We start from the raw sequence: 12877 nt of genomic DNA on the forward strand, positions 1-12877 counted from the left end.
ACGGCGGGTGCGTTTGGGACTCATGGCGTTGACTAAGATAGCCCGCCTTAACTGTCCAACTATTGGGGAGTACTACACATCAACGCAGGCCTGTCTTTGCAAAAGGCGCCCGTCGGGAGCGGCCTTGCGGCCAGCGGCAAGAGCGTCAGCATAAAAAAGCCTTCCCATAATCAAATGGAAAGGCTTTTTCGTGTTGAAAGTGAATCAAGATTGGCTACTTGCCAACGGCTTTGTGCTGCCGGTACGAATCGACTTGCTGGCGCAGCACGGCCAGCAGGCTGCCGTAGCGCTGCCGGGCTTCTTTGGTGCCTTCCAGGCGCTTCAGGCGAGAGCTTATCAGGTCGGAGAAGTCTTCTACGGTGTAGGAACGTTTCGGCGCGGTGGTCACGGGCGGAACAACAAAAGGAAACCGGGCAGTATAGCAAGGCGGCTGCGTCTTGTACGTAGCACGTTCAAACTTAGTAGGTAAAAGTTAGAAACGAAAGAGCGGCCGAGCCGGATTCCAGATGCCCCACGGAATCATGAGCAGCACCAGCAGCAGGGCCACGCCAAAATACGTGAACAGCTTTTTGTGCTTTAGGGTATCATCGCCGGCTTTTTTCATCGCAATGCGGCCTACCTGTGCCAGAATGGCCGCCAGAATCATGATGGCAATATGCTCCATTTTGAAAAAGCGGTTTTCGCTGCGGGTGGCGGCATCCATAGCGGCCGAGGTAACCCGCGCCGGCCAGTTGCCCATAAAATACAGGCCCAGCCCAATGAGAACCTGAAGCCACATAAAGCCCGAAAAGGCGGCGCTCATGCCATTGTCGGCCTTCACAAAGGGGCGGCGGCCGGTCCAGCCCACATAAGCGCGGTACACGGCAATGAGGCCAAAGATGAGCACGAACCAGCGGGACCAGGAGTGCAGAACAAGTAGGGTTGGGTACATAAAAAAGGGAAGAAGTGAGCAAAATGAACGGCTGCCCCCGCACCAAGGCAGCGCGTGAGTGCTTTAGGCGGCTACGGTCACGGCCAGCCGCTTTTTGTCGCGGTGCACCACGAACATAATCACGAACAGCGACACGTAAGGCAGCCCGCAACCCACGCCAAACCACCGCCAAAACGAGCGGCCGTGATTATACGCCATGAAGGCCGTCATCAGCGGCATGAAAAACAGGGGCGTCAGAATGACAACAAGGGCCTCAAGCATTGGACGAAAACATAAGCGAGCAACCCGGCAAAGGTACGGCCGCAGGGCCGATGGCCGATTTTCCAGCGCTGCCTGCACCGCTCTGGCTGCGGCGGGCGCTACGGCCGGGGAGGCATTCGGCGCTGCTGTTGCTCGGCTTTTTCCTCGGCCCACTTGGTCCGCATCGCCATAAACAGTGCGATAAATACGGATATAAACGGCAACAGCAACCCAATCCCAAACCAGCGCCAAAACGACCGGCCGTAGTTGTAAGAAATGTAGCCGGTGATGGGCGCGAAGACCAGCAGGGAAACCCCGAAAATGAGCAGCAGGCGAAGGAAAAACACGAGAATGGAGAGAAAGGCTTACTTGTTTATGAATTAGCACGGTCATGCTGAGCGCAGTCGAAGCATCTCGCGTGCAATACTAAAATCAGTTAGTTGCGCAGTAGAGATGCTTGGACAAGCTCAGCAGGACGTTTCAACGCACCTTGCCGCGCTTCACCAAATAGGCATACAGCACTTTCTCAAACGGCTCGCGCACATCTACGGGCACGAAATCGATGCGCAGCTGGCCGCAACGCTGGGCCAGTTCCTGCTCGTAGGCCGTCATGGCCGCCTGGTATTGCTCTTTAATTTGCGAAGGCTGGAGCTTGATTTCGAGGCCGGTTTCTACGTCTTCGAAAATGTAGGGCCGCTCGGCAAAGTCGAAATTGGCTTCGGTGGCGCGGTCGAGAATGTGGAAGAGCAGCACCTCGTGGTGCTGGTGCTTAAGGTGCTGGAGGGCGGCCAGCGCGGCGTCCTGCTCGGCGGCGCCGCGCCCCAGCATGTCGCTGAAAATAATGACCAACGAGCGTTTCGGAATCTGCTGGGCAATGGCGTGGATGGTGCCGGCCACATCGGTGCCCCGGCCCGACTTGAGGGCCGGCGGGCGCTCCAGCAGTTGCTGCAGGGCCAGCAGCAGGGTGTGCCGGTGGGTGCTGGTGGAGCGCACCGGCGTTTGCAGCTCAATAGTATCGGCGAAAGTGACCAGGCCCACGGCATCGCGCTGGCGGGTGAGTAGCGTGGTGAGCGCCGCCGAAGCCAGGATGCTGAACTTCAGCTTATCGTAGCTCGGCGCGGGGTAGTACATGCTGGGGCTCACGTCGAGCAGCAGGTGGGCGCGCAGGTTGGTTTCTTCCTCGTAGCGCTTCACAAACAGCTTATCGGTGCGGGCAAAAACCTTCCAGTCGATGTGGCGCGTGCTTTCGCCGGGGTTATAGAGGCGGTGCTCCGAAAACTCCACCGAAAAGCCGTGATAGGGCGACTGGTGCAGGCCGGTAATAAACCCATCAACCAGCTGGCGGGCCAGGAATTCGAGGTTTTCGAAGGAGCGGATGGAAGCGAGGTCAAGGGGCATGGGGGGCGGCAGGAGAAAAGGGCAATTGGGAATGTCTGTCATCCTGAGCGCAGCGAAGGACCTTACCACGTCTGTGTCGGCTAGGTTGTTGCAAGCTGTGCAGTCGTGATAAGGTCCTTCGCTGCGCTCAGGATGACAGTCACAGTTGACAAACGCTCAAAGATACCCTCAACACCAACGCCCGGCCCGCCGTTTATCTTTGCCCCAGAATTCGTAAGTTAGGCCTTCCAACCAAACGACCAACCTATTTCCCACCCATACCCCCAACCCATTCCCGTGGACGACCGTCACGAACAGGAAGAAATTTATTCCCAACGCATTAAAGCCGGCAAGCGCACGTATTTCTTCGACGTGAAAGCCACCCGCGGCCAGGATTACTACCTGACCATCACCGAGAGCAAGCGTCGCCAGAACGGCGACGATTCCGTTTCGTACGAAAAGCACAAAATCTTCCTCTACAAGGAGGATTTTCTCAAATTCGTGGATGCCCTGCAAGATGCCGTGGACTACGTGCGCGAGGAACTGCTGACCCCCGAGGAAGTGGCCGAGCTCGACCGCCCCCGCGACTACGACGACCGGGACCAGCCCCGCCGCGAGTTCGACCGCCCGGCCTTCGACCCCAACCGGGCCGACGACGCTTTTTAAGGCATTCGTTTGACCAAACGGTCCGGAAAAAAGAACGTCATGCTGAGCGCAGCCGAAGCATCTCAACCGCAATAGTAAAATAATTACTTACTGCGGTAGAGATGCTTCGGCTGCGCTCAGCATGACGTTCTTTTTTCCGGAAGCCATGGCTGCAAGCCGTACCTTTGCGGCCGAATTGCCCGCAATTCAACACTCAACATTCAACACTCAACCCTACATAAATGGGCCTCCGCTGCGGTATCGTCGGCTTGCCGAACGTCGGTAAATCCACCCTTTTCAACGCACTCTCGAACGCCAAGGCCGAATCGGCCAACTACCCGTTCTGCACCATCGAGCCCAACGTGGGCGTCATCACCGTGCCCGACGAGCGGCTGCAAATCTTGGAAGCGCTGGTGAATCCCAAGCGCGTGCTGCCCACCATCATTGAGTTTGTCGACATCGCCGGCCTCGTGAAAGGCGCCAGCAAGGGCGAAGGCCTGGGCAATAAATTCCTGGCCAACATCCGCGAGGTGGACGCCATCATCCACGTGGTGCGCTGCTTCGACGACCCCAACATCGTCCACGTCGCCGGCGGCGTTGACCCCGTTTTCGACAAAGACGTTATCGACACCGAGTTGCAGCTCAAGGACCTGGAAAGCGTAGAGAAGAAGCTGCAGAAATCGGAGCGCAGCGCCAAGGCCGGCGACGCCGTAGCCAAGAAGGAAGTGGTGTCGTTGCAGAAATTCAAAGCGGCGCTCGAAGGCGGCGAAAATGCCCGCGCCGTGGCCGCTTCCGAAGACGACCTCGCCGCTGTGGCCGACCTGCAGCTCCTCACCATCAAGCCCGTGATTTACGTGGCCAACGTGGACGAGGCCAGCATTGCCAGCAACGGCAATAACCACGTGACGGCTCTGCGCGAGCACGTGAAAGCCGAAGGCGCCCAGGTAGTGCTGGTGTCGGCCGCCATCGAAGCGCAGATTGCCGAGATGGAAGACCCCGAGGAAAAAGCCATGTTCCTGGGCGAATACGGCCTCACCGAGTCGGGCCTGAATAAGCTCATCCGGGCCAGCTACGAGTTGCTGAACCTGATTACCTACTTCACCGCCGGCGTGCAGGAAGTGCGCGCCTGGACCATTCACCGCGGCGACAAAGCGCCCGCCGCGGCTGGTGTTATTCACTCCGATTTCGAGAAAGGCTTCATCCGCGCCGAGGTGATTAAGCTGCCGGATTATCAGGAATACAAAACCGAAGTCAAAATCAAAGAAGCCGGCAAAATGGCCGTGGAAGGCAAGGAATACGTGGTGCAAGACGGAGACATCATGCACTTCCGGTTCAACGTGTAGAGTGACTCTTTTTTATTTTTTGATGGATAAATGGGTAATAATTGTAATTAGCAATATACATGAGCGATAGTGAAAAAAATAGCTTGCAGATAAATCATTTGAGATATTTAGATGGTTTCAGAGCTATAGCCGCACTCTATGTTGTAATACATCACGCCAGCCACTACTTCGGTTTAAAAGCGGAGGCAACAATGCCTTATCACATTTTCTACATGGTTAGTAGTAAGGGACATTATGCAGTAGATATTTTTATTGTTATTTCTGGTTTCTGTTTGGCTTTACCTGTGGTGAAGAATGGTGGAATTATGCGAGAGAACAGCTATTGGGATTTCGTGAAAAGAAGAGCAAAGCGAATATTGCCAACATATTATATAGCGATTATATTTTCATTGCTAATTGCTTCTTTGTTTGCGATAGGTGGTGAGGTCCCTGTTAGATTAGAGTCTTTTACATCAGTTACCAGCCGTGACTTGCTGATTCATTTGTTTTTATTGCAAGATGTGTTTTTAGATACGGCAGGTTCGATTAATCATGCATTCTGGTCTATTTCTGTTGAGTGGCGTATTTATTTCTTATTTCCGGCAATAATATGGTCTATTCGCAGTTATGGACTAATTACAACGATGATTTTTGCTGCTATTTTCTCATCTCTGTTTTTGTTCTTGTTAAAGAAAAACGCTGAATTTTATTTAGGTATTACTGGTATTAGCCCACATTACCTATTATTATTTGGCACGGGTGTTATTGGTGCACAAATATCTTATTCAAGTCTAAAAAATATTAATAATTTCAGAAATAATACTTCATGGCGCAGTCTTATAGCAGGCTTAGTTCTGTTTACGCTCATTGCGGATTGGCGAACTGAATGGGAACCATTTGAAAATTGGCTGTTAGGAACAAATTTTGTCTTCCTTGATATCCTGATTGGATTATGTACGTCATGTCTACTTATTAATTTTTCAATTGGCAATTTTCGCCTGTTAATGAAAATACTTTCCAGTCAGGTGATTAGTAAAATTGGAATATTTGCTTATAGTATATATCTGGTTCATGTGCCAATACTTGAAATATTTTATCTGATTGTGATAACAAGGTTAAAGCTTTCACCGTTTTATCAGCTTGTCATTATGGATTCTTTGGGGTTATTAGTAGTGATTATAGCTTCGTATGTATTTTTTCTAATTGCTGAAAAACCATTTATGCGTAAGCATAAAATTATAGCAATGACCTAGGTATGAATGTAGCAATATTAGTAATTGCAATTTATACATTAGACTTGTTGCAGCGGCATCAAGGCAGGATATTTGAGCATGAAAATCTCCATTCCGGATTTAAAAACGCCCCGGCAATGGCGGTCGGCCCTGGGGTGTGATGCCCATCATTTCGCCCAGCTCCTGCTCGTATTTCGCCGGGCTTACGCGGCATTACACGAAATGCAACTGGCTGACCGAATAGTGATTCATCCTGACGGAACACGCATGAAGGACGAAGAAGACTTGCTTTTCTTTACCCTTTTCAGCTGCAAATCCGGCCTGACGTATGACGTGCTGGGACTGGTCTGCGGACTGGATGGGGCCACGGCCAAGCGCCGGCAAGACGAAGGCCTGGCCGTGCTGCGCGAAGCCTTGCGCCTGGCCAACTGCTTGCCCGAACGCGAATTTCAATCCCCGGCTGAATTACAGCGCTATTTTTCCAAACGGCGGGCCGTGTTGCTGGATGCCACCGAATTGGCGACCCAACGGCCACAGGAAAAAGCAGCCCAAAAAGCGCAGTACAGCGGTAAAAAAAACGCAACACCTTAAAAGCGCTTATCTTGGCTGATGCCGAACGGAAACTAATGTACGTGGGCCGGTTAGTGCCGGGGGCAATGCACGATTTTACGTTGTTAAAACGGGATTTTCCACCAGATAAGCAGTGATTTAGCAGGTTGACGGTGCGCCTGGATTCCGGCTTTCAGGGCTTCAACAAAGCGTATCCTTGCGCGAAATTATTTCTGCCAACCAAGAAACCACGCGGTGGGCAATTAACCAAAATCCATAAATTTCGCAATACGCAACAAGCCCGCAAACGAGTCGTGGCGGAACACAGCATCGGGGGCCTAAAACGGTATCGTATTTTGTCCGACCGCTTGCGCATGCATAATCTGGAACAGTTTGATACGGCACTGGAGGTATGCGCCGGACTGTGGAACTTCTGCTTAACTCATTGATAATTCAGTACAACAAGTCTATAGTAGTTCTGCTGGAATTATAATAGCAGCCATATTCGGCGCAATAGTTGTAACATCATAATTGGTATTAATGCCATTGCGTGAAAATATATCATACACGATTTTGGGTATTTATACATGAAATTATGCATTTTTTTAGCTTTTGAAGTAAGATAAAATTGCTTTCACAAGCTGCTAATCCATAGGAAACGTCTTTGTTACTCATAAAACCGGCGCATCCGCCGAATAGTCGTCAGTACCACCCAGTCGCCCAGGCGGGGCAGGGTATTGTGCACCAGTACGATGATGCGGCCCAGAAACGAAATAACTGTGCGCCGCTTCCGCTTCTGGATGTGGTGCACAATGACGGCCGCTACTTCGGCCTGCGACTTCTGCCAGCGGGGTGGGCGGTGCGCGATGGGGACAGGCTGGCCGGCGGCATCGAGTACGCGCTTGTCGGGGTCGTTTTGGGTGAAACCGATGTGGACCACGCCGAAGTGCAGGCCGGTTTCGGCCAGCTCCAGGCGCAGCGTGTGGGCCAGATTGGCCACGGCTGCCTTGCCGGCGCAATAGGCCGAGCCGCTGGGCATGCCGTTGAGGGCCGAGATGGACGAAATAAATGTGACGCTGCCCCGGCTCCGGATGAGGTGTGGCAGCGCGGCTTTAAGCGGGTACACCGAGCCATACACGTTGCTGTCCAGCACGCGGGCGAATACCTCGGGCTGCATATCGGCGAAGTAGGCCCGTTGCGAGATGCTAGCGTTGGTGACCAGCACATCGAGCCGGCCAAAGTGCTGAATGGCCGTGCCGATTAGTAGTTCGCACGCGGCATAATCCGTCACGTCGGCCACGCAGCTGGCCACCGCATAGCCGGCCGCCGCCAAGGTCAGGCGCGTTTGTTCGAGGCGCTCGGCATTGCGGCCATTGAGCACCACGGCGGCCCCGGCGGCGCACAGCGCGCGGGCTGTTTCGCGACCAATGCCCGATTCAGAGCCGGTAACGATGGCCACCTGGCCGGCGAAGAAACCGGCGCGGGCCGGCGAGGAGGGTGAGGGCAAGACTTCGGGGAAAATAGAAAAACGGAATGGCCCGCCGGTTCGGATTTACGCGGGTGGTGCGAAACACCGTTTTGCACCACCCGTCCTTCAAACATAGTCATGCGCCCTGAACCACGCGAAAGCTTCGGCCACGGCTTGGGTGATGGGCGTGGCGGGCAGGTCTAGCTCGGCGCGGGCTTTCTGCACGCTGAAGTAATGGCCGTCGTTGGCCACGGCAGCCATGGCGGCATTCAGCTGGGCTGGCCGGCCGGTCAGGCGGGCCTTTACATCGCAAGCCTGGCCGTAGAGGTAGGCCAGCCCGGCTGGCAGGGGCCAGCGGGGCGGTGGCACATTCATCACCTTGGCCATTAGGCGGAAGGCGTCGCGGTAGCTCAGGTTTTCATTGCCCAGAATATAAGACTCGCCAATGCGACCCAGCGTGAGGGCATTGACCGTCGCCACGGCTACGTCGCGCACGTGCACGTAGTTTTTGCCACCGGGCGGATAACCGGGCAGGCGGCCCCGGTACAGCTCCAGCAGCAGGGCGTTGGACGTGGGCTTGGCGTCGTGGGGGCCCAGCATGAACGTGGGATGGACCAAAATGGCGGGCAGATGTTGCTGGGCGGTAGCTCGCAGTACCAGAGTGGTAGCGTCGTGCTTGCTGTCCATGTAGTCGAGGCCGTATCGGGGGCCGGCGTAGGGGCGGGTTTCGTCGCCAGGCTTTTGCTTGGTGCCGAAGCCAAAAACGTTGGCCGTGCCCACGTACACGAACCGGCTGATGCCGGCCTTTCGGGCCAGTTGGAGTATATTGTTAGTGCCAGCCAGATTCACGGCCCACACGGCTGGGTTACGGGCCGGGTTTACCTGGGCCAAGGCAGCGGCGTGAATAATGGCGGCGCAACCATCGGCAGCTCCGGCCAGTTGGGCAGGCTCGGTAACGTCGGCAAAGCGGCAGTCAATGTCCCACGCAGCCGGAAAAGGGGAGGCCGAGCCCGGCCGTAGCAACGCCCGCACCGAATGGCCGCGTTGCCGCAGCTCTGCTACCAGGTGCCAGCCCAAAAAGCCGCCGGCGCCGGTCACCAGCACGGGTTGTGGTGCCATCAGCGGTAGTTGAGCATGGCCTTGTAGGTGCGCGCGATGCGGGCGGGCGACACCTTCAGAAAGAACATCGAAAACGCGGTCAGGTTGGCCAGCTGCACCCGGAGCCAGCTGTTGGTTTCGTATTTGCGGGCCGACACCAGCACGTCCTGCGGCACAATGTAAAAGGCGGCCACCCGTCGAATGCGCTGGATGATTTCGAAGTCTTCCATGATGACAAACCGCTCGTTGAATCCGCCCAGCCGCTGAAACAAGGCTTTGGTGATAAACAAAGTCTGGTCGCCGCCCCGGCTCATAATGCCTTTGAAACGAGTGCCGTAGCTGTTGATGCGCAGCAGCGGATGCGGCGAGTTGAACCGAAACCGGTAGCAGCCCGCCTCGAAGCCATCGGCCACGGCCCGCCGGATGGTGGCCACGTAGTCGGGGTGAATGCCGACATCGGCGTGCACGAAATACAGCAAGTCGCCGGTAGCCTGGGCGGCGCCAAAGTTCATTTGGGCCGCGCGGCCGGGGCGGGGCGCAAGCAGCACGGTAGCGCCCGCTTGCCGTGCCGCCTCGGCGGTGCCGTCGGGGCTGTGGGCATCCACCACCAGCACTTCGGCCTGGCCGTTGGGGGCAAACCGCCGCAACTCCCTCACGAGGCCGCCAATGTTGGCCGCTTCGTTGTAGGTAGGAATGATTACGCTGACAGTCATACGGCGGAGTTGTACGGCGCTGCAAGTTTAGTGTTCATCCCGGAAAGCACGGCAGCGCCCGAACATCTATTCTACGGCCCGGCCTCGTATACTGCAGCTCATGAGCACGCTAATGATAACCTCCATGCGCATTTCCCTCGCCGCTGTGGCCGTCGCCGCTTTGGGCACCTTTGTCACTCCAGTAGTTGCCTCGGCCGGCACCGGAGCACCAGCCAACAGCCGGGCCGTGGCGGCCGTCGACCACAGCGCCTACGACCGGCTGCTCAAAAAATACGTCAGCGCAAAAGGCCTCGTCAACTACAAGGGCCTCAAGGCCGACCAGGAAGAGCTGAACAAGTACCTGGCCCTGCTGAGCAAAAACAAACCCGCCAGCAGCTGGAGCAAAGCCGAGCAAATGGCCTTCTGGATAAACGCCTACAACGCCTACACCATTCGCCTGGTGCTCGACCATTACCCCATCGGCAGTATCAAGGACATCGGCTCAAAAATCAAGATTCCCTTCGTGACCACGCCCTGGGCCATCAAGTTCTTCAGCATCGGTGGCGAGAAAATGAGCCTCGATAATATCGAGCACGGCACGTTGCGGAAAAAATATGACGACCCGCGCATTCACTTCGCGCTGGTGTGCGCCTCCATGTCCTGCCCGCGCCTGCGCAACGAGGCCTATACCGCCGACAAGCTGGACAAGCAGCTGGAAGACCAGGGCCACGATTTCCTGAACAACCCGGCCAAGAACAAGGTCGGCAAAGATGCGGCTCAGCTCTCCAAGTATTTCGACTGGTACAAAGGCGACTGGGAAAAGAACGGCCAGTCGGTGGCGAAATGGGTGAACAAGTACTCGGCCACCAAAATGGATGACAAAACCAAAATCACCTACCTGGACTACAACTGGCAGCTGAATGAGCAGTGAGCGCGGAGCTGGCTGGCGCTGGCTGTTGCTGTTGGGAATGGGGGCGGTGCTGCCGGCCACTTGCCACGCGCAAACCCCGAAGCCCGGCACCGCGGAAACCCGCCGCTACGCCATTGAGGTGGCGGGCCTGCGCGTGGGCACCATGACGGCCACCCGCCAGCCCCAGGCCAGCGTCGGCGACGTTGTTTGCACACTCACCAGCGACGTGAAAGTGACTTTCCTGTTCTATCACCTGAAGATATATTATCAGGTAATCAATCGGATGCACAATGGGCAACTCCTGCTCTCGACCGTGGAGGCACACACCAACCAAGGTGATTTCAGCTCGCGCGCCGAGTGGAAGGGCGACCATTACGACATCCGGGCCGACCAGTACAAGCACCACTACCAGGCCACCGAAACGCAGCCCATTGCCTACACCGTCACGGATATGTTTTTTGGCGAACCGCATAGCCGTCCGCGGGCCTTTGCCGAGTATTTCGGGGATTTCTTCCGTGTCGTGCCGGCCGGGGCGGGCATTTACCATGCCACCCGCGACGGCCGGGAGGACGAATACCATTACGCCAACGGCCAGCTGGTCAGTATCATCAAAAAGAATTCACTCAAGAATTTTATTATTCGACTGGAGCCGTAGCCGTTGCTGGGCGGGGAAAACAACTGCTCTTAACCGTCATGCAGAGCGCAGCGAAGCATCTCGCGTGCAATAGTAAATGATTACTACTGCACGCGAGATGCTTCGCTGCGCTCTGCATGACCGCAAAAAACACTAAAAAAAAGCCCGCTGCAATTACTGCGGCGGGCTTTTTCCATTGTCGGATAAGTTCGTTATTTCCCGACCACTTTATACAGCATGCCTTTGCTCAGGCGGTCGGTGGTTTGCATGCCGTTGAGAATAGCCATCTCTTCGTAGCGCTTGGAGGGCACACCGGCGGAAGCCAGCGCCGACGCCAGCGTGGTGGCCGAGGCGGCCGTGCGGATATGCACGTGCTCGGGCTGGCGGTTCAGCTTATTGGCTTCGGTGAGGCGGCTGTAACCCTGGGCGGCTTGCTGGAACTGGGGCGCGTAGGTGCTAAACGAGGCCGGTGCGGCCAGGCCCACGAAGGCGAAGATGCTTTTGCCGTCCTGAATAAGCTGGGCCAGCACGTGGGCCGGCGTGCTAGAGCTTTGGTCCGAAGCCTGCTGGTCGCCTTCAAACACGAGGGCCGGGAAGCCGTTGATGGTGGTTTTGCTGGCATTGGCCGACGTCAGGCCGATGGATTTGGCCAGCGACTGGCCGGCTTCTTCCAGCGAGCTGCCGCTGGCACCCAGAAACACGAGCAGCGCCTTGCCATTGGGCTCGGCCATCTGAAACTGCTCGGGTGAATTCTGCGATTTCCAGCCCGACGGAATAGGGAAGCGGAATTTCAAATCGGGGTGGTAAAACACGCTGCTTTCGACAAAGCCCTGGCGCGGGTCTTCGCCAAACGTCAGGCCCTCGATTTGGCGCAGGTACTGGTCGCGGTTCACGGCCAGCGGGCGGTTGCCGACGGATTGCTTGGCTTGCGCGGCCAGTTGCTTCACGCGGGTGTAGCGGTCGGCCGAGTTGGGGTGGGTGCTGAGGAAGGTGGGGATGCTGCCGGCGCCGCTCTGGGCTTCGGTGCGCTGCAAGGTCCGGAAAAAGTCGGCCATGTGGCTGGCGTCGTAGCCAATTTTGGTCGAGTACTTCACGCCCAGGCCATCGGCTTCGTTCTCGTCGTCGCGGCCGTATTTGAGCATGCCCAGGCCCACCACCTGTTGCGCCACGCCGCCCACCGACTGCATGATTTTGGGCGCCAGCACCGAGCCCAGTATCATGCCAATGCCGGCGATGGTGCTGCGCGTCTGCTGCTTTTTGCCGTGCTGGGCGGTGATGTGGCCCAGCTCGTGCCCCAGCACGCCGGCAAACTGGGCTTCATCGTTGAAGTAAGCCATGATGCCGCGCGTAAAGTACACGTGGCCATCGGGGGTAGCAAAGGCGTTGATAACCGGCGAGTCGACCACCGTGAAGCCGTAGTCGCCGGGGCGGTCCGACACGGCCGTCATCTGCTTGCCTTTGGCATCGATGAGCTTTTGCAGGGTGGCACTTTGGTAAAGGCCGAATTGGGCAATTACGGCCGGGTCGGGCTTGGCGCCCTGCAGCGGGCGGGCAGCGGGCGCACGTTCGGGGGCGCGGTGCTCCAGCCAGTTGTTAACGCTGGAAGAACCTGCCAGCGGGGCCAGCAGACAGAAAAATGCGCCGGTGCGCAGGACTTGGAAAAGCGGAAGATTCATAGGAATAAATAAAGCGGAATTACCCGGTGAAGGACTACGGATGCGCTTGCAACGGCAGCGGGCGCCATGCGGTTACGCCGGCCCCCCGGCCAGGGGCCGGAAC

Annotated in this window: 16 protein-coding genes; 7 read left to right on the top strand and 9 right to left on the bottom strand. The window is 56.5% G+C overall.

Translation table 11 applies throughout. The features are described from left to right. Nucleotides 1–214: 214 nt before the first annotated feature. The 5 genes from JKL48_RS02690 to JKL48_RS02710 all read right to left on the bottom strand — a co-directional run bounded on the left by JKL48_RS02690 (nucleotide 215) and on the right by JKL48_RS02710 (nucleotide 2569). Nucleotides 215–388, bottom strand: a complete 174-nt coding sequence (locus tag JKL48_RS02690; RefSeq protein WP_201978146.1) for a hypothetical protein — start codon at nucleotides 386–388, stop codon at nucleotides 215–217. 84 nt (nucleotides 389–472) lie between these two features. Next, nucleotides 473–931: a hypothetical protein gene (locus tag JKL48_RS02695; RefSeq protein ID WP_201978154.1), complete on the bottom strand. Its 459-nt coding sequence runs from the start codon at nucleotides 929–931 to the stop codon at nucleotides 473–475. Between the two features lie 63 nt (nucleotides 932–994). Next, nucleotides 995–1192 (bottom strand): hypothetical protein, encoded by a 198-nt coding sequence (locus JKL48_RS02700; protein ID WP_201978156.1) that lies wholly within the window; start codon nucleotides 1190–1192, stop codon nucleotides 995–997. A gap of 98 nt (nucleotides 1193–1290) precedes the next feature. Then, the gene (locus JKL48_RS02705; RefSeq protein ID WP_201978158.1) at nucleotides 1291–1518 is read right to left on the bottom strand and encodes a hypothetical protein; all 228 of its coding nucleotides are present in this window, start codon (nucleotides 1516–1518) and stop codon (nucleotides 1291–1293) included. A 133-nt stretch (nucleotides 1519–1651) separates the two neighbouring features. Beyond that, nucleotides 1652–2569, bottom strand: coding sequence for a DUF58 domain-containing protein (locus tag JKL48_RS02710; RefSeq protein ID WP_201978160.1), 918 nt, complete (start codon nucleotides 2567–2569; stop codon nucleotides 1652–1654). A gap of 276 nt (nucleotides 2570–2845) precedes the next feature. On the opposite strand from JKL48_RS02710, the gene JKL48_RS02715 reads away from it, so the two are divergent. From JKL48_RS02715 to JKL48_RS23700, 5 genes are all read left to right on the top strand, one after another. Beyond that, nucleotides 2846–3214 carry a DUF3276 family protein gene (locus tag JKL48_RS02715; protein WP_201978162.1) on the top strand — a complete coding sequence of 123 codons (369 nt, stop codon included), beginning with the start codon at nucleotides 2846–2848 and terminating at the stop codon, nucleotides 3212–3214. Nucleotides 3215–3435: 221 nt separating this feature from the next. Next, nucleotides 3436–4536 (top strand): redox-regulated ATPase YchF, encoded by a 1101-nt coding sequence (gene ychF, locus JKL48_RS02720; protein ID WP_201978164.1) that lies wholly within the window; start codon nucleotides 3436–3438, stop codon nucleotides 4534–4536. 59 nt (nucleotides 4537–4595) lie between these two features. Then, complete coding sequence (locus JKL48_RS02725; RefSeq protein WP_201978165.1) at nucleotides 4596–5768, top strand: acyltransferase family protein; 1173 nt, start codon at nucleotides 4596–4598, stop codon at nucleotides 5766–5768. Nucleotides 5769–5846: 78 nt separating this feature from the next. Then, nucleotides 5847–6338 (top strand): hypothetical protein, encoded by a 492-nt coding sequence (locus JKL48_RS02730; RefSeq protein ID WP_201978167.1) that lies wholly within the window; start codon nucleotides 5847–5849, stop codon nucleotides 6336–6338. 131 nt (nucleotides 6339–6469) lie between these two features. After that, entirely contained in the window at nucleotides 6470–6745 is a 276-nt protein-coding gene (locus tag JKL48_RS23700; protein WP_201978169.1) for a transposase family protein, read from the top strand. Between the two features lie 218 nt (nucleotides 6746–6963). Here JKL48_RS23700 and JKL48_RS02740 read toward each other — a convergent pair whose 3' ends face one another. From JKL48_RS02740 to JKL48_RS02750, 3 genes are all read right to left on the bottom strand, one after another. After that, nucleotides 6964–7803 carry an SDR family oxidoreductase gene (locus tag JKL48_RS02740; RefSeq protein ID WP_236668583.1) on the bottom strand — a complete coding sequence of 280 codons (840 nt, stop codon included), beginning with the start codon at nucleotides 7801–7803 and terminating at the stop codon, nucleotides 6964–6966. A gap of 87 nt (nucleotides 7804–7890) precedes the next feature. Further along, nucleotides 7891–8883 carry an NAD-dependent epimerase/dehydratase family protein gene (locus tag JKL48_RS02745; RefSeq protein ID WP_201978171.1) on the bottom strand — a complete coding sequence of 331 codons (993 nt, stop codon included), beginning with the start codon at nucleotides 8881–8883 and terminating at the stop codon, nucleotides 7891–7893. After that, nucleotides 8883–9575: a TIGR04283 family arsenosugar biosynthesis glycosyltransferase gene (locus JKL48_RS02750; RefSeq protein ID WP_201978179.1), complete on the bottom strand. Its 693-nt coding sequence runs from the start codon at nucleotides 9573–9575 to the stop codon at nucleotides 8883–8885. Before JKL48_RS02750 ends, JKL48_RS02745 begins: the two co-directional genes overlap by 1 nt. A gap of 124 nt (nucleotides 9576–9699) precedes the next feature. Between JKL48_RS02750 and JKL48_RS02755 the strand changes: the two genes are divergently transcribed. Both JKL48_RS02755 and JKL48_RS02760 read left to right on the top strand, forming a co-directional pair. Further along, nucleotides 9700–10485, top strand: a complete 786-nt coding sequence (locus JKL48_RS02755; RefSeq protein ID WP_201978181.1) for a DUF547 domain-containing protein — start codon at nucleotides 9700–9702, stop codon at nucleotides 10483–10485. Further along, a complete protein-coding gene (locus tag JKL48_RS02760) occupies nucleotides 10475–11119 on the top strand; it encodes a DUF6134 family protein (RefSeq protein ID WP_236668584.1) in 645 nt (214 codons plus the stop codon). The genes JKL48_RS02755 and JKL48_RS02760 overlap by 11 nt, the downstream gene beginning before the upstream one ends. 191 nt (nucleotides 11120–11310) lie before the next feature. Here JKL48_RS02760 and JKL48_RS02765 read toward each other — a convergent pair whose 3' ends face one another. Beyond that, nucleotides 11311–12774 carry a M48 family metalloprotease gene (locus JKL48_RS02765; protein ID WP_201978187.1) on the bottom strand — a complete coding sequence of 488 codons (1464 nt, stop codon included), beginning with the start codon at nucleotides 12772–12774 and terminating at the stop codon, nucleotides 11311–11313. Nucleotides 12775–12877: the final 103 nt, after the last annotated feature.

The organism is Hymenobacter rubidus (assembly GCF_016734815.1).
GTDB lineage: Bacteria > Bacteroidota > Bacteroidia > Cytophagales > Hymenobacteraceae > Hymenobacter > Hymenobacter rubidus.

Coding starts and splice junctions, on each gene's coding strand:
- JKL48_RS02750 (WP_201978179.1), bottom strand. CDS start 9,575: ATGACTGTCAGCGTAATCATTCCTACCTACAACGAAGCGGCCAACATT.
- JKL48_RS02755 (WP_201978181.1), top strand. CDS start 9,700: ATGCGCATTTCCCTCGCCGCTGTGGCCGTCGCCGCTTTGGGCACCTTT.
- JKL48_RS02695 (WP_201978154.1), bottom strand. CDS start 931: ATGTACCCAACCCTACTTGTTCTGCACTCCTGGTCCCGCTGGTTCGTG.
- JKL48_RS02730 (WP_201978167.1), top strand. CDS start 5,847: ATGAAAATCTCCATTCCGGATTTAAAAACGCCCCGGCAATGGCGGTCG.
- ychF (WP_201978164.1), top strand. CDS start 3,436: ATGGGCCTCCGCTGCGGTATCGTCGGCTTGCCGAACGTCGGTAAATCC.
- JKL48_RS02765 (WP_201978187.1), bottom strand. CDS start 12,774: ATGAATCTTCCGCTTTTCCAAGTCCTGCGCACCGGCGCATTTTTCTGT.
- JKL48_RS02725 (WP_201978165.1), top strand. CDS start 4,596: ATGAGCGATAGTGAAAAAAATAGCTTGCAGATAAATCATTTGAGATAT.
- JKL48_RS02760 (WP_236668584.1), top strand. CDS start 10,475: ATGAGCAGTGAGCGCGGAGCTGGCTGGCGCTGGCTGTTGCTGTTGGGA.
- JKL48_RS02710 (WP_201978160.1), bottom strand. CDS start 2,569: ATGCCCCTTGACCTCGCTTCCATCCGCTCCTTCGAAAACCTCGAATTC.
- JKL48_RS02700 (WP_201978156.1), bottom strand. CDS start 1,192: ATGCTTGAGGCCCTTGTTGTCATTCTGACGCCCCTGTTTTTCATGCCG.
- JKL48_RS02745 (WP_201978171.1), bottom strand. CDS start 8,883: ATGGCACCACAACCCGTGCTGGTGACCGGCGCCGGCGGCTTTTTGGGC.